The sequence below is a fragment of the Streptomyces yerevanensis genome, assembly GCF_000716805.1.
GTDB classification, from domain to species: domain Bacteria; phylum Actinomycetota; class Actinomycetes; order Streptomycetales; family Streptomycetaceae; genus Streptomyces; species Streptomyces flaveus.
Genome location: NZ_JNWJ01000004.1, coordinates 80209 through 99004, shown reverse-complemented (window position 1 = coordinate 99004; position 18796 = coordinate 80209). Strand labels below are relative to the sequence as shown.

The 18796-nt window shown below is 71.5% G+C and carries 15 protein-coding genes; all 15 read right to left on the bottom strand.

What is annotated here, in order from left to right:
- Positions 1–3 precede the first annotated feature (3 nt).
- Genes OP79_RS05440 through OP79_RS05370 form a run of 15 tightly spaced genes read right to left on the bottom strand, consistent with a single transcriptional unit; the run spans position 4 to position 18779 of the window.
- Positions 4–1347: a glutamate-1-semialdehyde 2,1-aminomutase gene (locus OP79_RS05440; protein ID WP_033318946.1), complete on the bottom strand. Its 1344-nt coding sequence runs from the start codon at positions 1345–1347 to the stop codon at positions 4–6.
- Between the two features lie 8 nt (positions 1348–1355).
- Entirely contained in the window at positions 1356–1907 is a 552-nt protein-coding gene (gene rfbC / locus OP79_RS05435; RefSeq protein WP_033318816.1) for a dTDP-4-dehydrorhamnose 3,5-epimerase, read from the bottom strand.
- Positions 1904–3160, bottom strand: a complete 1257-nt coding sequence (locus OP79_RS05430) for a polysaccharide pyruvyl transferase family protein (RefSeq protein WP_033318815.1) — start codon at positions 3158–3160, stop codon at positions 1904–1906. The genes rfbC and OP79_RS05430 overlap by 4 nt, the downstream gene beginning before the upstream one ends.
- Positions 3157–4104 carry a glycosyltransferase family 2 protein gene (locus tag OP79_RS05425; protein ID WP_033318814.1) on the bottom strand — a complete coding sequence of 316 codons (948 nt, stop codon included), beginning with the start codon at positions 4102–4104 and terminating at the stop codon, positions 3157–3159. Before OP79_RS05425 ends, OP79_RS05430 begins: the two co-directional genes overlap by 4 nt.
- On the bottom strand, positions 4101–5390 hold the full coding sequence (locus tag OP79_RS05420) for an MATE family efflux transporter (RefSeq protein WP_033318945.1): 1290 nt from the start codon (positions 5388–5390) through the stop codon (positions 4101–4103). The genes OP79_RS05425 and OP79_RS05420 overlap by 4 nt, the downstream gene beginning before the upstream one ends.
- Positions 5391–5395: 5 nt before the next feature.
- The gene (locus OP79_RS05415; RefSeq protein ID WP_033318944.1) at positions 5396–6670 is read right to left on the bottom strand and encodes a DUF4910 domain-containing protein; all 1275 of its coding nucleotides are present in this window, start codon (positions 6668–6670) and stop codon (positions 5396–5398) included.
- 20 nt (positions 6671–6690) lie between these two features.
- Positions 6691–7716, bottom strand: a complete 1026-nt coding sequence (locus OP79_RS05410) for an NAD-dependent epimerase/dehydratase family protein (protein ID WP_033318813.1) — start codon at positions 7714–7716, stop codon at positions 6691–6693.
- A gap of 3 nt (positions 7717–7719) precedes the next feature.
- Entirely contained in the window at positions 7720–8367 is a 648-nt protein-coding gene (locus tag OP79_RS05405; protein ID WP_033318812.1) for a PIG-L deacetylase family protein, read from the bottom strand.
- Complete coding sequence (locus tag OP79_RS05400; RefSeq protein WP_033318811.1) at positions 8364–9200, bottom strand: glycosyltransferase family protein; 837 nt, start codon at positions 9198–9200, stop codon at positions 8364–8366. The genes OP79_RS05405 and OP79_RS05400 overlap by 4 nt, the downstream gene beginning before the upstream one ends.
- Positions 9197–10432, bottom strand: coding sequence for a class I SAM-dependent methyltransferase (locus tag OP79_RS05395; RefSeq protein ID WP_033318810.1), 1236 nt, complete (start codon positions 10430–10432; stop codon positions 9197–9199). The genes OP79_RS05400 and OP79_RS05395 overlap by 4 nt, the downstream gene beginning before the upstream one ends.
- On the bottom strand, positions 10429–11706 hold the full coding sequence (locus tag OP79_RS05390) for a glycosyltransferase (protein ID WP_033318943.1): 1278 nt from the start codon (positions 11704–11706) through the stop codon (positions 10429–10431). The genes OP79_RS05395 and OP79_RS05390 overlap by 4 nt, the downstream gene beginning before the upstream one ends.
- Positions 11707–11714: 8 nt before the next feature.
- Positions 11715–13025 (bottom strand): membrane protein, encoded by a 1311-nt coding sequence (locus OP79_RS05385; protein WP_033318809.1) that lies wholly within the window; start codon positions 13023–13025, stop codon positions 11715–11717.
- A 1-nt stretch (position 13026) separates the two neighbouring features.
- Positions 13027–14577: a right-handed parallel beta-helix repeat-containing protein gene (locus OP79_RS05380; protein WP_033318808.1), complete on the bottom strand. Its 1551-nt coding sequence runs from the start codon at positions 14575–14577 to the stop codon at positions 13027–13029.
- Between the two features lie 15 nt (positions 14578–14592).
- Entirely contained in the window at positions 14593–16569 is a 1977-nt protein-coding gene (locus OP79_RS05375) for a heparinase II/III family protein (protein ID WP_033318807.1), read from the bottom strand.
- Positions 16566–18779: a bi-domain-containing oxidoreductase gene (locus OP79_RS05370; RefSeq protein WP_033318806.1), complete on the bottom strand. Its 2214-nt coding sequence runs from the start codon at positions 18777–18779 to the stop codon at positions 16566–16568. The genes OP79_RS05375 and OP79_RS05370 overlap by 4 nt, the downstream gene beginning before the upstream one ends.
- Positions 18780–18796: the final 17 nt, after the last annotated feature.

Below are 18796 nucleotides of genomic sequence, written 5' to 3'. Positions count from 1 at the left end.
ATGTCACGCCAAGCGGCGGAACACGGGCTTCACCGGTCGCCCGGCCAGCCAGGGGGTGGGGTCGGCGGCGTCCAGCGCCTTCCGGTACACCGCGCATGCCTGGGCCACCACGTCGACGGTGCGGTCGATGTCGGCGTCGTCGAGCGCGCTGCTCACCACGAACGACGGGGCCAGCACCCCGCCCGCGAGGAGCCGGCGCAGGAACAGGGTGCGGTACTGCTGCGACGGCTGCCCGTTTTCGTCGAGGGTGGCGAAGACCAGGTTGCTGGCCCGGCCCCGGACGACGACGTGGTCGCCGACGCCCATGCTCGCCGCGGCGTCGCGGACACCGGCCGCCAACCGCTCGCCGAGGGCGTGCAGCCGCGCGGTGACGCCCTCCTCGACGTAGGTGGTGAGCACGGCCATCGCGGCTGCCAGGGAGTGCGTTTCCGCACCGTGCGTGGTGGACAGCAGGAACACCCGGTCGCCGGAGTGACGCAGCCCGCCCCGCTCCATCAGGTCGCGGCGCCCGGCCAGCGCGGAGACGGCGAATCCGTTGCCCAGTGCCTTGCCGAACGTGGAGAGGTCGGGGACGACGCCGTACAGGCCCTGAGCGCCCGCCTCGGACCAGCGGAAGCCGGTGATCATCTCATCGAAGATCAGTACGCAGCCGTGCCGGTCGGCCAGCTCGCGCAGCCCTGCGAGGTACCCGGGCGGCGGCTCGGTGTGGCCGGCGGGTTCGAGGATCAGGCAGGCGACCTCGTTCGGGTAGCGGTTGAGCAGCTCCTCCGTGGCGGTCAAGTCCCCGTATGGGAACGCCACGGTGAGGTCGGTGGTCGCCTCCGGAATGCCCGCGGACATCGGCGTGGTGCCGATGAACCAGTCGTCGACGGAGAAGAACGGATGGTCGCCGCAGACGGCCACCCGCGGGCGCCCGGTGGCGGCGCGGGCGAGGCGCACCGCGGCGGTGGTGGCGTCGGAGCCGTTCTTCGCGAACTTCACCATCTCGGCGGTCGGCACCGTGGCCAGGAAGCGTTCCGCGGCCTCGACCTCCACGATGGACGGCCGGACGAAGTTGCTGCCGCGGTCGAGTTCCCGCCGCACCGCCTCGAGCACGCGTGGGTGGGCATGGCCGAGGCTGACCGACCGCAGGCCGGAGCCGTACTCGATGTAGCGGTTGCCGTCGATGTCCCACACGTGGGCACCGTGGCCGTGGCTGATGACCGGGGCCAGGTTCTCGGGGTACTGGTCGTCGCCCTTGGCGTAGGTGTGCGCGCCCCCGGGGATCATGGCGTGCAGCCGCTCGTTCGCCATCCGCGACCGGGGCAGAAGGAACTCCTCGGTCTCTTCGGTGTGTTCGGTGTCCACGCCGTCCCTCACTTCTCTCTTTGCTTCAGGACCTCGGCGAGGCTCGGCGCCTCCCGGTCCCGCTGGGACATCGATGTGACCGGCAGCGGCCAGGGAATGGCGAGCTCCGGGTCGTCGAAGGCGATCGTCACGTCCTCGGCCGGATCGTGCGGGCGGTCGATCCGGTACGAGGTGTCGGCGGTTTCGGTCAGCGCCTGGAAGCCGTGCGCGCACCCCGCCGGGATGTACAGGGTCACCTGCGTCTCGTCGGACAGCTCGAAGAAGGCCCGGCCCAGGTAGGTCGGCGAGTCCGGCCGCAGGTCCACGACGACGTCGAAGATCCTCCCGTACGAGCACCGCACCAGCTTGGCCTCGCCGGCGCCGGAGCGCAGGTGCAGGCCGCGCAGCACGCCCCGGACCGAGCGGGACAGGCTGTCCTGGACGAAGGCATCCGGGTCGAGGCCCACCGAGCGGATCACGTCGGCGTCGAAGGTGCGGCAGAAGAAGCCGCGCTCGTCGGCGTACGGCGTCGGCTCGAACAGGTACGCGCCGGCGATCTCCGGGACTTCGGTCGCTTTCATGGAGCCTCCTGCCGAGCGTGGGCGTGCGCGTGGGTGTGGTCGGTCGCCGGGAACAGGGCCGCGGTCAAGGCGGCGAACTGGTCCTCGAGTTGCCGGGCGGCGACCAGGTTCCGCTCGGTGAGGGTCCGACGCAGCTCCGCCGATCGCTTCTCCAGCGTCCGGAACTGTTCGAGCAGCCGGTCGGCGTCGACCTCGCGGGCCGGGTGGCAGTACGCGGCAAGGCCCATCCGGTCCATGAGCGCGTCGCTTTTCGCCGCATAGCTGAGTGCGAGCGTCGGCGTGCCGACCTTCAGGGCGCAGATCAGGTTGTGGTACCGGGTCGCCACCACGGTGTCGGCAGCCGCCGTCTCCTTCATCAGGTCGGCCAGCGAGGCCGCCTCGGCGGCGGTGACCAGCGGCGAGTCCACCGCGTCGAGGATCGCGGCGACCACCGGTGCGTCGCACTCGTCGCCGGTGAGCAGCCGGACCGGCCTGCCGTCCTGAACCAGCGTGCGGACAAAGCGAGTTGTCCCGTCGAGGTAGCGCCGGTGGATCTCCTCGGCCCGGGCACGGTCGTCGTTGCCGCCGTGGAAGTCCATGACGCCGACGCAGACCGGACCCGACGGGCTCAGGGCCTGGTCTGAGGGCGCGCTCGCCGTCGGCGTCGGCAGGGCGAAGGCGAGGTCCGGGTAGACCTCGTCGCGCGCGGTGTCGACGCCCATCGCCCGCATCGCGTCGCGGGACAGGGTGTCCCGGTACGAGCGGTACGTGGCCAGCCGCGCCGACCAGCGCACCAGGGCCCGGGTCGGCCGGTTGCCGATCGGGGCGGCGCCGACACCGACCAGCGCGACCCGGGTGTCGAACAGCCGGCCGGATGCGCAGAGCAGGAACAGCGAGTACGGGAAGCCCCACGGCCGCAGCGGCAGCGTGGCCTCCAGGACGCCCATGCCAGGCACGATCACCACGTCGTGCCGGCGCACCCAGGCAGCGGTGCGGACGGCGTCGACGAGTTTGCCCAGACCCTTCGCCGCGATCGCGCCCGCACGCGACGCGGTCCGGTACTCCCCGCGGTACCAGTGCAGCCGCGTCGCGGGGATCCCGTACCGGGCCGCGACGACCTCGGGTCCGCCGCACAGCGCGTCCACGACCGCCTCCGGGTGCTCGGCGCGGAGGTAGCCGAGGACGGCCTCGAGAGACCCGTCGTTGCCGAGGTTGCCGGAGCCGAGCAGGCCGAACACCCCGACGCGCACCGGAGTTTCGTGTCCGGACGTCATGCCTGCCTCCCCTCACGTCCGGCGACCAGGGCGTCGACGGAGACGGTGAGCTTGGCCGGGTCGACCGGGGCGCGGTCCTCGACCCGCTCACCGGCGCCCGGCCGGGCCCGGCTGGTCATCCATGCGGCCAGGTGGCCGTAGCACGCGCGCCGTTCGGCCGAGGACAACGGCGCCCGCCGGATCGCCGAGACGAAGCCCCAGACGTACTCGGCGAGCAGCCGGGGCGTCGGGTGCAGCGGGCCCGCCCGGCGCGGGTCCAGGTTGACGCACCGGGAGCGCTTGCCGGGATTCGCCCGCTCGGCGCGGCTGGGGTGGTCGCGGCGGAAATACAGCAGCTCCGGCACCTGGTGGAAGGGCCCGTGCAGGCCGATCTCGGCGACGAACGTGCGGTCCGCGTGGTGGTAGCTGTCGTGCGGCTTCACCCGGCGCAGCACGTCGGCCCGCATCACCCCGTAGAAGTCGTCGCCGCCGGGCTCGAACAGCATGCTGCGGAACCGCTCCGGTGCATGCGGCGAGGCGGTGGCGAGCGTGTACTCGTACGGGACCTTCACCTGGCCGTCCTCGTCGATGACCGCCTGGTCGGCGTGCGCGAGGATCACCTCTGGCCGCTCGTCCAGCGCCTCCACGCAGCGCCGCAGCAGGTCGCGGGCGTAAAGGTCGTCATGCGAGGCCCACTTGAACAGCTCGCCGCGGCACTCGGTGAACACGTAGTTGTGGTTCGGTGCGGCGCCGATGTTCCGCGACAGGCGGATGTACCGGATGCGGGAGTCCTGCGCGGCGTACTTGCGGCAGATGTCCTGGGTTCCGTCGGCCGAGGCGTTGTCGGAGATGACCAGCTCGAAGTCCTCGTAGGTCTGGCCGAGCAGGGCGTCCAGCGCCTCGGCGAGGTACTCCTCGCCGTTGTACACGGGCAGGCCGATGCTCAGCCGGGGATGGGCGGTCATGACGTCCTCACTTCGGGGATGGGGTTCTGATGACGCTCGCGCAGGACGGAGCGCAGCTGCAGCCACCACGCGGCCGAGCCGCAGACGGTCGCGGCGGCGACGCCCCAGGCCGAGCCGGCCGTGCCGGCCGCGGCCGCGCCGCCGAGCCCGCCGATGACGTAACAGGCGGAGGCGATCAGCTGGCTGCGCAGGCTGCGCCGAGCCGCGCCGAGCGCGCGCAGCCCGGCCGCCGCGCCGGTGCCGAGACCGGCACCCGCGACGCCGAGCGTGACCGGCACGATGAGGTCCGAGGCAGAGCTCCACACGCCGCCGAGCACGAACTCGCCGCCCCGGTCCGGCACCAGCAGCAGCGCCCCGCCCCAGAGCAGCGCGGCGACGGCCTGTCCGCCGCCGAGGAGGAGGCAGAACTTACCCAGCCGCTGCGGGGTCCGCCGCAGTACCCGTGCCGCCTCCGCGACGGTGACCAGAGACAGCCCCATCAGCACAGCCGTGAACGGGCCGAGCAGAAGTTCGGCGCCCCGGACCACCCCCACCGCGCTGACGCCGACGATCGCGCCGAGCCCATACGCTCGCAGCTGGCCCGCGCCGCTGTTGCTGACGTTCTCGACGAGGTACCGGTAGCCGAGGTCGCGGTGCGCGCGAAGCCACTCGCGCGCACCGGTCAGACGGGGCCGGATGCGGGACTGGAAGCAGCCGCACACGGCGGCCACCGCGGCGGATCCGCCCCAAGCGAGTACGAAGGCGGCCACGCTGCCCACGTGCGCCGCCACCACCATGGCGGGGACGAGCGCGACGCCCCACACGAGGTCGTTGACGAACGCCTTCCGCCCGGCGCCGGCGGCGAAGAACGCGAACCGCCACGCGTCCTGCAGCAGCAGCCCCGGCAGGACGACGCCGAGGCAGGCGAACGCGGGCCCCATACGGCCGCCGAGGGCAAGGCCGACCACCAGACACGCCGCGCCGAGGGCGGCACCGGCGCCGAGCGCGGTACCCGACGACCGGGCCACCGCCCCGCGCCAGGCCGCGTCCGACACGTCGCTGAAGCGGACCATGAGCGGATCGGTGGCCAGTCCGCGGGAGACGTTGAGCACCACGCCGTAGGTCACCCAGGCAAGGCTGAACACGCCGAACGCGGTCACGCCCAGCGAGCGGGCCACGTAGATGCCCACCACGAAGTTGCCCATGCTGGAGGCCGCTTGGTCGGCCAGTCCCCAGGACAGCCGCCCGACGACGGCCCGCCTGGCGTTCGCCGCCTTCGGTCTCGTCCTCTCCCCCTCGGTGGTCATCGCCGTCATGCCTTGATCAGCCCGGCGCCGTGCAGGGCTCCGGCCGCGACGGCGACGGTGTCGAACGGCAGCCCGGACCGCTCGGCGACGTCCAGCAGACTGTGCTCGCCGTCGGAGAGGTTGAGCACCCAGAGCATGGCCATCTGGGCCTGCTTGGTGTCGCTGCGGCCGCCGAGCGCGTCGTACAAGCCGCGCCGGCCCAGCTGCGGTTCGCCGTAGGGGCTGAGGTTGACGTACTGCCGGTTGCGGTCGAGGACGGCGAATGCCTCGCGGCAGACGGCGAGCGTGTCCGCCATTGCCTCCGGGGAGACGAAGTCCGGGTTGTCCGCCGAGGTGTGGTACTCGGGGTAGCCGGCGTACGGGGTCCGGCTGAGCGAGCCCACGCCGAGATCGAACCCGGGTGAGCAGAACTGCCGTTCGTCGTAGCCGTACGGAGTGAACTCGGTGACGCGGTGCGGGCGTTCGGAGGCGGCCAGCACGTGCCGCATCACCCGGTCGATCTCCGCGTCGCCGCGCCTGCTCTGCTTGTACGTCAGTTGGCCCGGGTCGCCTGCGCAGGCCAGCACCAGGCCGTGCTTGACCCGTTCCACCCGCTCCGCGTTGCGGGCCAGCCAGGTGATCGCCCCGATGGTGCCGGGCGCGAAGATGAACCGGTAGGTGTAGTACGGCGTTTGCCGGGCCAGCGCCCGGGCCAGGAACGTCGCCACCGCGATGCCGGCCAGGTTGTCGTTGGCCAGCGACGGGTGGCAGACGTGGCAGGAGACGATCACCTCGTCCGGGACCTGCCCCGGGACCACGTGCTCGGCGTAAGTGAGATGGCCGTCGGCGAGGGTGGAGTCGATACGGACCTCGTAGTCGCCGTCCGGCATCGCGTCCAGGGTCTCCTGGGCCAGGCAGAATCCCCATTCCGGCTTGTAGTAACTCGTGCGGTACGGGACCCAGTTCGGGTGGTCCGGCAGGGTGTGCAGGTGTTCGCGCAGCTCGGCCAGCCGCATGGTCGCCGACACCGGCACGCTGTAGCCGAGCACGTGCAGGCTGGACGCGGCGAAGTCGACGACCCGGTTGCCGGCGGTGTCGGCGATGTACGCGTCCCGGATGTTCCACTCCTGCGGCACCGTCCAGTCGAGCACCTGAGTCCCGGTCGGCACCTCGTGCACCTGCAGCGGGACGTACTCGCCGACGATCTCCAGGGTGGCGCGCACACCGTCGCCGGTGATGCTCCGGCACAGCGGGTACAGCCGCTCCACCAGCGCGTGCATCTCCTCGCCGGGCGTGGTCATCGGCTGTTCGCCGGCCGCCGTCATCGGCGCCGCCGCAAGGTGTCGTCGACGGTGCCGGCGTCGGACGCCGCGCGCAGCACGGCAAGGCGGGTGAAGCGTCGCTCGAAGTCCTCCCGCGTCAGCCCGTGTTTCCGGTAGGCGTCGGCGAGTTCGAGCGCGCCCTGCTTCACGGTCCACTCGCAGTCGAAGCCGGGTACCGCGGCGCGGAACCGGGAGAAGTCCACCCGGTACGACCGTGGATCGGCACCGTTCTCCCCGGTGGTCACCACCTGTGAGCCGGGTACCGCCTCGGCGACCTGCTCGGCGATCTCGGCGACCGTGACGTTGTTGATCTCGCTGCCGATGTTGAACGCCCGGTCGTGCACCGCTTCCCGCGGTGCGGTCAGCGCGGCCGCGAAGGCCCGTGCGATGTCGGCGGCGTGCGCCAGCGGGCGCCAGGGGGTGCCGTCGGAGAGCACCCGCACCTCGCCGGACAGGAGCGCGTGGCCCACCAGGTTGTTCAGCACGATGTCGGCGCGCAGCCGGGGCGAGTAGCCGAAGGCGGTGGCGTTGCGCATGAACACCGGGCTGAAGTCGCCGTCGGCCAGCGCGTGCAGGTCGTCCTCCACCCGCACCTTGGACTCCGCGTACGGCGTCACCGGGCGCAGTGGAGCCTCCTCGCCCACCAGGCCGTCACCACCGGCGGCGCCGTAGACCGAGCAGGTCGACGCGTACAGGAAGCGCCGCACTCCGGCGTCGCGGGCCAGCCGGGCAAGGCGTACGGAGGCGTGGTGGTTGATGTCGTAGGTGAGGTCCGGCGCCAGCGATCCCAGCGGGTCGTTGGACAGCGCGGCCAGGTGGATCACGGCGTCCACCCCGGCCACGTGTTCGGCCGTGACGTCGCGCAGGTCCACTTGATGCCCGGGCGGGTCCGCGGGTGGCGGGCCGAGGACGCAGTCGGCGAAGAGGCCGGCGTCGAGGCCGACGACCTCGTGCCCGGCGGCCGCGAGGACCGGTGCCATCACGGTGCCCAGGTAGCCCTGGTGTCCGGTCAGCAGTACGCGCAAGGTTCAGTCCCCCAGATCGAGCGTGAGTTTGGTGACGGCGAACGCCTCGGCGTAGCGCGCGTGGCATTCGATGCCGCGGATCCGCGCAAGGCCGAGGAAGGCCTCCCGGTCGTACCAGGGCCGGTGCCGCTGCGAGGGGTAGTGCTCCTGCAGAAGGCGCACCTTCTGTTCGGCGATCTCCGGCGACAGCGGCTGGTACGCCGCCATACGGCCGAGATCGCCGTCCCACTTGACGATCTCGTAGCCGAGCACGAGGTGGTCGCGGAACGCGGTGGTGACCAGCTTCGCCAGGCCGCGGTGATCCTGGTGCGCGTCCTCGGTGCGCGGGGCCAGTACGAGATCCGGCTCGGCCTGCTCGCGCAGTTCCTCGACCGCGGCCTTGGCCTCGTCCCAGTGCGCGGGCAGTCGGCCGTCCGGCAGCTTGTGCACGGTCAGCCGCAGGTCGGCGCCCGGGCAGAAGGCGGCGAGCGCGGCCTGCTCCTCCTGCTCCCGCTCGCTGCCACCGCCGGAGAGCACAAGCGCGTCGACGCGGGTACCCGGGTGTGCGAGGCACATCGTCAGCAGCGTGCCGCCGGCGCCGATGGCGATGTCGTCGCAGTGCGCGCCCACCGCGACGATCCGGTCCAGGCGCCCGGCCCCGAGCCGGATCACGCTCTCACTCCGGAGCCGTTGCTGCCGCCGGTCGCACCCTGGAGGCCGGCCCCTGCGCCGTCCCGTTCCCACACGGCCCACGGGCGGTCGCCCCGGGCGTAGGCGTCGTCGAGCGCGGCCCGCTCCTTCACAGTGTCGGTCGGCTTCCAGAAGCCGCGGTGCTGGTGCGCCACCAGCCGGCCGCGCTTGGCCAGTTGGGCGCATCCGTCGGCGACCAGGTCCCCGTTCTCCGGGATGTGGTCGAAGACCTCCTGGCGGAGCACGAAGTAGCCGCCGTTCTCCCACAGCGGCATGTCGCTCACCGCGGTGATGCCCCCCACCAGGCCGTCCTCGCCCAGGTCCACGCAGTGGAACGAGGACTGCGGCGGCACCACCATCATCGACGCACCGGCGTCGCGCCGGGCGAACCGGTCGATCATCTCCGGCAGCGGGGCGTCGGTGAGCACGTCGGCGTAGTTGGCGAGGAACATCTCGTCGCCGTCCAGGTGGTGCCGCACCCGGCGCAGCCGCTCCCCGATCGGCGACTCGATGCCGGTCTGCGCGAACGTGATGGTCCAGTCGGCGATGTCGGTGGACAGCAGCTCGGTCCGCCCGCCCCGCAGCACGAAGTCGTTGGACACCGTCTCCTCGTAGTTGAGGAAGAAGTCCTTGATGTGGTGAGCCCCGTACCCGAGGCACAGGATGAACTCCGTGTGCCCGAAGTGCGCGTAGTAGCGCATGACGTGCCAGATCAGCGGCCGCGGGCCGACCATCGCCATCGGCTTCGGCACGTCGTCTGCGGCACCGCTCCGCATCCGCATCCCGTAACCGCCGCAGAACAGAACGACCTTCATGCCTTGACCTCGACAATGCTCAGTTCCGGTATGGGAAAGACCAGCCGGCCGCCCCAGTCGTGCACGAAGGACAGCTGCTCGACCAGCTCGGCCCGCAGGTTCCACGGGAGGACGAGGATGTAGTCCGGCTTGTCGGCGGCGATCTGCTCGGGCGGCAGAATCGGGATGCGGGTGCCCGGCGTGAACCTGCCGTGCTTGTAGGGGTTGCGGTCGACCGTGTACGGGAGGAGGTCGGGCCGGATGCCGCAGTGGTTGAGCAGGGTGTTGCCCTTGCCCGGGGCGCCGTAGCCGACGACCGTCTCGCCGCGCTCGGCCGCCTCGATGAGGAACCGCAGCAGATCCCGGCGCACCTTGGCCACCCGGGCGGAGAACTCGGCGTACCCGGACAGCTCCTGCAGCCCGGCGGCCTTCTCCCGGGCCAGCACATCGGCCACCCGCCGGGTCGGCTCGCCGGCCACCTCGGCCGGCCGGGTCCACAGCCGGATGGAGCCGCCGTGCGTGGGCAGCAACTCGACGTCCACGAGCGCGAGTCCGCCGCTCGCCAGGGCCCGGATCGCGGCGGCGACCGTGTAGTACTGGAAGTGCTCGTGGTAGATCGTGTCGTACTGGTTCTCCTCGATCAGGGTCAGCAGGTGCTGCACCTCGATGGAGACCCAGCCGTCGTCGGCGACCAAGGCGCGCAGCCCCCGGGTGAACCCGACCACGTCGGGGATGTGCGCGTACACGTTGTTGGCCACGACCAGGTTCGCCGGGCCGTGCTCGGCGCGGACGGCCGAGCCGGTGTCCGGGCTCAGGAACTCCGTGAGCGTGGGCACACCCGCCTCGCGCGCCGCGGCGCCGACGTTCACCGACGGCTCGATGCCGAGGCAGCGGATCCCGCGGTCCACCATGTGCCTCAGCAGGTACCCGTCGTTGCTCGCGACCTCGACCACGAAGGCGTCGGGGCCGAGAGCAAGGCGCTGTACGGCGTCGGCGACGTACGTGTGCGCGTGCTCCACCCAGGAGGTCGAGTACGAGGAGAAGTACGCGTACTCCTTGAACGTCTCCTCCGGCGTGATCAGCGGAGGGATCTGCGCGAGCCAGCAGTCGGTGCAGACCCGCAGATGCAGCGGGTACGCCGGCTCCGGTTGATCCAGTTGGTCCGCGGCGAGAAAGCTCTCACACGGCGGGGTCGCCCCCAGATCGACGACGCTCGCCAGCGCCGCCGAGCCGCAGAGTCGGCATCGTGTCATCTACTGCCCCCATCCCGCTCGCGCGGGTGCCCCCGCCGCGAGCCAGTGTTTCCGTCCCCCAACGGCGGCGGGCTGTCCCCGCCGCCGGACCGACCCGCGATCGCGGTGCGGTACTCATCCACCAGGCGCTCCAGCCCTACATCCGGGCTGAAACTCTGCTCGTAACGGCGCCGGGCCGCCTGTCCCATCTCCCGGTTGCGGGCCGGCTCGGCCGTGACCCGGCGCAGGCAGGACACGAGCGAGGCGGGATCGCCCGGCCGGTGCAGCAACCCGGTCACCCCGTCCTCGACGAGTTCGGTGAAGCCGCCGTGACCGGCGGCGACGGCCGGGACCCCCGCCGCCATCGCCTCCGCCACCACCAGGCCGAACGTCTCCAGGACCAACGAGGGAGCCACCAGGGCGACCGACCGTGCGACGGCCTGCCGGCACTGAGCCGGGTCGAGCAGGCCGACGTGGCGCACGTCGTCCCGGCCCGCCGCCCAGGCGGTCACCTCTCGCTCCAGTGGCCCCGCGCCGGCGATCACGAGGGGCACGCCCACACCGCCGTCCGCGGCGATGTCGTCCCACGCGGCCATGAGCAGCCGTACGCCTTTGGCCTCCGCGAGCCGGCCGAGGAAGAGCACATGCTCGCCGGCGCCCGTTCGGCAGGCGCCCGGCTCCGGCACGAAGTTGTGCTTCACCGTCAGCAGCTCGGCCGGCATGCCGGACCGGACCAGGACGTCGCGTTGCGCCGTGGAGATGCAGAAGAACCGCTCCACGCCGGACCACCACCGCCGCCGGTTGACCGTCAGGCTGACCGCGAGCGGCACCGTCGCGAGGCGGGAGTTCCGGTAGCAGCCGTGCCGGACGGCGGGCAGCGACACCTTCGACCCGACGCAGTCGGTGCACGGCCGGCCATCCCTGTGCAGCGTGCCGGGCGGGCAGACCTGGGTGTAGTTGTGCAGCGTGGCGACGGCGGGCACGCCGGCGTCGGCGCAGGCGGCAAGGACCGCGGGCGACAGGAGCGGGAAGACGTTGTGGATGTGCACCACGTCAGGGCGTGAGGTGCGCAGCCGGGCGGCGAGCTCCGCGCGGACCGCCGGGTTCCACGGCACAAGGAGCGGCACCGCGGCCTTGCCGCGGAGGGACCGGCCGGCGATGTCGTCGCTGCGCCGTTCGAACACCTCGACCCGGTGGCCGGCCGCGCGCAGCAGCCCCACTTCCTGGTCGACGACCCTGTTCTCCCCGCTCGGCTGCGCCGAGGAGTAGCGGTTGTGCACCACGAGGACGTGCATGCTCAAGGTCACCTCCGGGCCCATCGCGGGATACGCCGTTGCGGGACTGCGGGCGTCGTGAGGGGCGTGGCCGTAGCGAGGGACGTGGCCGCGGCAGGTGCCGCGAGCAGCGAGGCGGCCAGGGCCAGATGCAGCAGATACGCCGAGGCGTCACCGAGGCCGGCCTCGGTGTATGACGAGATCGCGACGTAGCTGATCAGGAAGATCGCGCAGGCCCTCGGCAGCGACGGTGGTCGCAGCAACGCGACGCCGGTAAGGACGATGAGGATCGCCGCGACGAGGGTGACGCCGATCAGACCCTGCTCGTGGTAGACGGCCAGCCAACTGTTGTCGATCGGCAGCCCGCCGAACGACTTGTCGCCCAGGCCCACGCCGAACACCTGCTCCGTAGTCGTCCGGGGCGCTGCCAGCAGGGCGTCCCAGACCTTGGCCCGGCCGGTGAGGCTGGTGAAGTACTCCTTGCTCTGTCCGCGCAGGAACCACGCCTGCAGCGCGGAGGCGAACCCCACCGCGGCCACCGCGGACACCAGCACCGCCCAGGCGAAGAACCGGCGGGCGGCAGCGCTGTTCAGGACGAGCGAACCGATCGCCAGCACAAGGCCGACGAGCAGGCCGACCGTGGCCGTCCGGGTATGGGTCAACGCGAGCAGTACGAGTGAGGGCACGATGACCACGGCCGCGCTGCCCCTGGTGGTCCGGCGACCCAGTACGAGCAGCACCGTGAGCCCGATGATCACTGCGGCGTACTGTCCGATCTGCGGCGGGGTGAGCGGCCACAACGCGCCGACAAGCCGGCCGCCGTAGGTCTCGGGCATGGCCGCACCCGGTGAGATGACCAGGCCGGCGGCCGCCGTCCCGAGCACCGCGAAGTACATCCGGATGTGGTGCCGGACGAACGTCAGGCTGCCGTCCCACCATCGGCTCAGCAGCCACAGCGTGCCGACGAACAGAGCCAGCCGGGCACAGCGGAACAGTGCGCCGAACCCGACGTCCAGGTTCGCGCTGGAGATCACGCTCGGCACCAGCAGCAGGGTGAGCAGGAACACGAAGGCGCTGGCTCGGATGCGCAGCCGGAGATTGAGCGCGAGCGCCAGCGCGAAAGCGGCGGCCAGCGCGCCCATGGTGGCCATCTGGATGAGGGAGCGGGGAAGCGGGACGATGGTCTTCGCCCCGGCGGATCCGAGCGTGTTGAGGGCCAGTAGCGCCCAGACGATCCCGACGGCCTTCGGTGTGCCGGCGGCGCCCGGTTCGGTGCCGGGCCGCGTGCGCGCCGTTTCCGGTCCGCCCGGCAGGACGCCGGGCTTCACGCTCCCGTCCATCTCAACCACCGGCCCGTGGGGCGAAGGTGCTGCCCGCGTCCTGCCGGTACGGCGTGCCCTGCCACTGCCCGGAGTCGAGCTTCTGGTCCGTGTCGACCGCGGTGAAGTTCCACGGCCCGCGGTAGACGTTGTCGTGCCAGCGGTTGTGCTGCTTGTGGGTGATCGCTTCGGCCACCCGCTTGGCCTTGTACGGCGACCAGTCCGGATAGGTGCCGTAGTTGGAGAGGACCGCCATGCGGCCGCACTCGGCCTTGCACTTGACGACCGACGTGTCCAGCAGGAAGCGGTTGTCGTGGATGTCCACCCGCTGGGTCTTCCACCGGCAGTCGTCGTAGAGCGGCGCGGTGGCGATCGCCGGCTTCGCGCAGCGCTTGGTGTCCTTCACCAGCAACGTGCAGTAACCGGTCGAGGTGTTGGCCGGGCTGTTGCAGAACCGATTGGAGTTCTCCCAGAGGGTGATCCCGTTCCAGTTGTTCTCCAGCACGTTCCTGTAGATCTCGATCTTGTCCGTGCGGGCCTTGATCCGTGGTTCTCCTCCGGACTCGGACACATAGACCGTCGCGTACGGGAAGTTGTCGCCGCGCTCGGCGAGCTTGCGGCTCTCGACCCAGTTGTTCCGCCGGACCGTGTTGTTCCTGATGACCGCGTTGTAGCTGGTCTCGTACATCAGCGCGGCACCGTCGTTGGCCTCGAGCACGTTGTCCTCGAAGAGGAAGTCGTTGTTGTTCTGGTCCGCCCACAGCCCGGTTCCGCGGTTGTCGTGCACCCAGTTGCCGCGGATGTCGGCGCCGTTCACGGCCCAGAACTTGGCGCCACCGGTGCAGCCGCAGCCCGGCTTCTTCCGCTCCCAGTCGTCGGTGTTGTTGCCGACGATCTCGTTGTCCTCGACCACCAGGTCACGGATGGAGTCGCCGTCCTTATATGCGTTGATCCCGTACTGTCCGTTGTCGCGCAGGCAGTTGGCGCGGATCTTCTGGCGGGCACCGGCCATCATCCCGGCGCCGGAGTTCTTCTGGATCGTCGCGTGCTCGATCACCCACCCGTCGTTCGAGCCGTTGTTGACCACGCCCTCGTCGTGCGGCGCGACGAAATGCTGCACGGTCAGATAGCGGATCGTGACGTCGGTGGCCTCACCGCCGAACGCGTACTGGTTGGCTTTGCCGCCGTCGAGCACCGCACCTGGTGCGCCGAGGTAGGTGTTGCCCTTCTTGGGGATGACCTGGGCGTACTGCTCCGGCACGAGCCTGTGTTTGCCCGGTCGCAGCCAGAACGTCGTGTTCGGCGGGCTGCTTTCGGTCTTCTTGGCCAGGTCACCGACCACCGCGGGGTCGACCGTCACCGCACCCGCCGGCGCCTTCGCCGGCCCGGCCGCGGGCTTGGCGCACACCCGTGCCACGGACGCGGAGGGCGCCCTGGACGCGGAGGGCGCCCTGGACGCGGAGGACGCGTCGGTCGGCTCCGGCCGGGCGTCCGGCGTGCTCGTACAGCCGGTCGCCGCCAGCAGGACCACCGCCAGCGGTGCCGCCGGCAACGCCCAGTTCCGCCACTTCATCCCCACGCGTCCTCCCTAGCCGCAGAACCTGAGCACGGTGGTGAAGCCCTCCGCGCCGTCGGCGAATCCGGTGCCGACCAGCGTTGTCGAGGGTTCCTTGCGCCCGAATCCGGCGGAGTACCAGCCCAGCGGCGGGTCACTCTCGCCGCGATGTGCCCGCCAGTGCAGCTCCCCGGGCAGGTCGAGCACCGCGGAGCGCCCCTCGCCGTCCCGGATCCAGGTGAGCTGTGCCCGGTTCCCCACCAGGTCCGCGGCGATCGCCGGGCCGAGGTGGAACGCCAGCTGCACGGCCCGGCGCGGGCCGTGTTGGCCGCGGACCTCGTCGACGACCCTCAACTCCCGGCTCGCGGCGGTCAGTTCCACCCGGCGGCGGTGCACGGAGCCCTGGTAGCCGTCGTGCTCGGCGCACCAGCGGGCCGTCCCCCCGTCGGAGGCGCCGGATGTGTCCACGGCCAGGACGCGGCTCTTGGCATGCCGGGTCCACAGGAACGGGCCGCCGGAGATGGACTGGTCACCGCCTTCCAGCTGCAGGGTGTTGTGGCCGAGGGTCGAGCGGAAGTACTGCCGCCACTCGGGCTGCCCGTGGTAGCAGAACGTCCCCGGGTCGGCGAACACATCGACCCCGTCGTGCCGGACCTCCACGGACAGCGCGTCCGCGTGGGCATGCGCGGCGATGGACAGGAAGCCGTGCGGACCACCGTCGCAGCGGCACCAGATCTTCTCCGGACCGCGCAGGATGGTGAGCCCCGCGTCGGCGAAGTGGGCCGGTCGGCTCGCCGGGCGGGTCACGGCCGGTGCGGTTCCCTTTTTCGAGTACGGCCGGATGAGCGCGGCCAGCAGCGGGGTGCGTACGTCGGTGCCGGTCACCGCCGGCCACCAGGTGAGCCGGCCGAACACGGCGTCCCCGGTGGCCAGCAGCGAGGCCCAGCGGTCGGTGCCCGCGCCGTCCAGGACCAGACCGTGACCGTCGTCCGCGTCTCCCTGGCGCGGCGGCCGTAGCCGGCCGTCCACGACGGCCGCGAGCGCGTCGGTCATCCGCAGCAGCACCAGCCGGACGGACGCGGGGACCGGCACGTCGGCGGCATCCGCCTCGGCCACCGCGGCCAGGCCGAGTTCCAGCACAAGTCCGTGATACTCGGTGGCCAGCTCGCGGTTGAGGCCGGAGGGGAAGGTGTTGCTTCGCAGGTGCCGCTCAAGGGACCGCAGCGCCTCGGCCCGCCATCGCGCCGAAGAGGGGAACCACCCGAACGCGCAGGCCGCTGCGAACTGCCCGGCGGCCTCGGCGATGACGTGGTTGTTCGCCGAAGACCCCCGGCTGGGGAAGGCGGCCAGCCAGCGCTGGTGGTGCCAGATCTGGTTCAGCGCCACCGGGTTGTCCTCGAAAAGACCGGCCACGCCCGGCCAGCCGTCGAGCAGCCGGCGGACCCACACCCAGGACAGCAGCCGGATGCCCAACTCGATGCCGCTGATCCAGTGCACGCCGCGCAGCGGCGCGTTGGCCGCCCACCACGACCGCAGGTGCTCGGCCACTCGCTCGGCGTACCGCTCGTCCCCGGTGATCGCGTAGGCGGCGGCGAGCTGAGTGAGGTACTGATGCCGGGACAGTTCCCAGATCTGCTTGATGTCCCCGACCGCGTCCTCGTTCCGGTACGGCACGTCGAAGGCGTAGCCCCACGGAGCCCGGCGCCCGGTCTTCGGGTCGCACCACCAGTCCGGGTCGACCAGGTCGTCGCGGACCACCCCGAAATACTCGGCGTGGCCGTACATCAGCCGGTCCGCCTCGGCGATGAGACGTTTCGCGGCGTCCGGAGGTACTGCGGCGATCGTCCCGGCGGGCAGTACCGCGGTGAACCGGGCGCCGGTCACGCTCGGGCAGTCCGGCCGCGCCGACCGCCACAGCCGCCTGCGCACCGCGTCGCCCGCCCGGCCGCCGACCTCCCGCGGTCCCATCCGGGACAGCCGTCGCAGATACCAGCCCGCGCTCATCGTCATCGCGCCCCCGCCAACGTCACCGGCGCACCACCGGCCAGGCCGGTCTGCACGGCGAGGGTGGCCGCCGTGGTGGCGACCAGCGATTCCAGCGGCACCGGCATCGGCCCGCCGGTCCGCACGGCCTTGATGAACGCGGCCAGTTCGGCGTTCTGGCCCTTGTCCCGGGCCTTGGGAAGGCGCGAACTGACCCACTTCTTGCGGCCGGCCCTGCCGTCCAAATACAGCGAGGCCCGTACGAAGTCGTCGAGCCGCAGCACCTTGCCGTCCGCGACCAGGTCCAGCGTCTCCTTGGGGAAGCCGGGCGCGCCGGTCGTGACGTAACTGATGGTGGCGGTGGACCCGTCCGGGTAGCGCAGCACGACCTGAAGGTCCTCGTTGCCGGACGGGGCGACCGCGTACACCGAGACCGGGTCGGCCTCGAGCAGCCAGCTCGCCGTGTCGATGAAGTGCCCGCCCTCGCCGGCGAACCGCGAGCCCTCGGTGCCCTGTTGGAGGTACCAGCTGCCATGCTGCAGCCGGCCCGCGTTGACCAGGTAGCGCAGGCTCGCCGGACCGGTCCGGGCGCCGAACCGCTTTCTGGCCTCCTGCAGCAGCGGCGCGAACCGGCGGTTGAAGCCCACCTGCAGCCGGTCGTTGCCGGACTCCTCCACCGCCGCGAGTACGCCGGCCAGCTCGTCCTCGGTGAGGGCCAGAGGCTTCTCCACGAACACCGCCTTGCCGGCAAGGAGCGCTCTCCGGGTCAGTTCGGCGTGCGAGCTGTGCCGGGTGACCACGAACACCGCGTCGATGGACTTGTCGCCGAGCACGGCGTCGAGATCGGTGGTCGCCTCGGCGAAGCCGAACTTCCGCTGCGCGTTGGCCGCGGACAGCGCCGTCGTGGTGACGACTGTCGACAACTCGACGCCGTCGCGCTGTGCCAGGTGCGGCAGCAGCATCGACGTCGCGTAGTTGCCCGCGCCGACGAACGCAAGGCGTACCGGCGTCTTGGCGGCCCGAGCCGGGGCGGACACTCCGCCGTTGCGTCGCACCGCGGGCACGGCCATCGCCGGGGCCTCCGCTTCGGCCGCTTCCGCTGTGTGTTCAACGGGGCCGGGATACCGGAACAGCACGGCCACGGCCTTCAGATCGCCGTCCTTCAGGCTCTGGTACGTCTCGACGGCGTCATCGAAGTCGGCGACGTGGGAGACCAGGGGCTCCACGTCGACGCTGCCGCGGGCGAGGAGATCGAGGAAGCACGCCAGGTTGCGGCGCTCGGTCCAGCGCACGTAGCCGATCGGGTAGTCCCGGCCCTCGAGCTCGTACTCCGGGTCGTAGCGCCCGGGGCCGTAACTGCGGGAGAACCGGACGTCGAGCTCCTTCTCGTAGTACGCGTTCCATGGCAGGTCCAGGCGGCACTTGCCGATGTCGACGACCCGGCCGCGGTCCCGGCAGAGCCGGGCGGCCAGCTCGACGGGCTGGTTGCTGCCGCCGCCAGCCGCCAGGTACACCTGGTCCACGCCGTGACCGCCGGTGAGTTCAGCGACGGCGGACTCCACGGCCGCGGACGCGGGATCGCCGCAGGCCGCGGCGCCCAGACGCTCGGCCAGTTCGCAGCGCACCGGGTCGGGGTCGACGCCGACGACGCGGACTCCCGAGGCGGCGAGGAGCTGCACCACCAGCTGCCCGATCAGCCCGAGGCCGATGACCAGTGCCACTTCACCGAGCTGCGGTTCGCCTTGGCGGACGCCCTGCAACGCGATCGACCCGACGGTGCCGAAGGCCGCGTGCCGCGGCGCGAGGCCGTCCGGCACCGGGGCGTAGAGGTTCTTCGGCACCCAGTTCAGCTCGGCGTGCAACGCGTGCTCGTTGCCGGCGCAGGCCACGAGGTCGCCGACCTTCACGTCGTCGATGCCGGCGCCCACCTGCTCGACCACCCCGCACAGCGAGTAGCCAAGGGGCGTGTAGGAGTCCAGCTTGCCCATCACCTTGCGGTAGGTGGCGGGCACCCCGTTGGTGGCCACGCTCTGCATGACCTTGGCCACCTGGTCCGGCCGTGAGCGGGCCTTGCCCACCATCGACATGCCTGCCTCGGACACCTTCATGAGCTCGGTCCCGGTGGATATCAGCGAGTAGGCACTGCGGACGAGCACACCGCCCGGCTTGCACCCCGGCACCGGCACGTCGAGCACCGCCAGCTCGCCGCTCTTGTAGTTCTGCACAACCTGCTTCACGCCAACTCCTCTGAATT

Excerpts from the sequence above, each read along its gene's own strand:
- OP79_RS05430 (WP_033318815.1), bottom strand. The coding sequence starts at position 3,160 with ATGACGTCCGGACACGAAACTCCGGTGCGCGTCGGGGTGTTCGGCCTG.
- OP79_RS05420 (WP_033318945.1), bottom strand. The coding sequence starts at position 5,390 with ATGACCACCGAGGGGGAGAGGACGAGACCGAAGGCGGCGAACGCCAGG.
- OP79_RS05400 (WP_033318811.1), bottom strand. The coding sequence starts at position 9,200 with ATGAAGGTCGTTCTGTTCTGCGGCGGTTACGGGATGCGGATGCGGAGC.
- OP79_RS05395 (WP_033318810.1), bottom strand. The coding sequence starts at position 10,432 with ATGACACGATGCCGACTCTGCGGCTCGGCGGCGCTGGCGAGCGTCGTC.
- OP79_RS05375 (WP_033318807.1), bottom strand. The coding sequence starts at position 16,569 with ATGACGATGAGCGCGGGCTGGTATCTGCGACGGCTGTCCCGGATGGGA.
- OP79_RS05385 (WP_033318809.1), bottom strand. The coding sequence starts at position 13,025 with ATGGACGGGAGCGTGAAGCCCGGCGTCCTGCCGGGCGGACCGGAAACG.
- rfbC (WP_033318816.1), bottom strand. The coding sequence starts at position 1,907 with ATGAAAGCGACCGAAGTCCCGGAGATCGCCGGCGCGTACCTGTTCGAG.
- OP79_RS05380 (WP_033318808.1), bottom strand. The coding sequence starts at position 14,577 with ATGAAGTGGCGGAACTGGGCGTTGCCGGCGGCACCGCTGGCGGTGGTC.
- OP79_RS05415 (WP_033318944.1), bottom strand. The coding sequence starts at position 6,670 with ATGACCACGCCCGGCGAGGAGATGCACGCGCTGGTGGAGCGGCTGTAC.
- OP79_RS05425 (WP_033318814.1), bottom strand. The coding sequence starts at position 4,104 with ATGACCGCCCATCCCCGGCTGAGCATCGGCCTGCCCGTGTACAACGGC.
- OP79_RS05390 (WP_033318943.1), bottom strand. The coding sequence starts at position 11,706 with ATGCACGTCCTCGTGGTGCACAACCGCTACTCCTCGGCGCAGCCGAGC.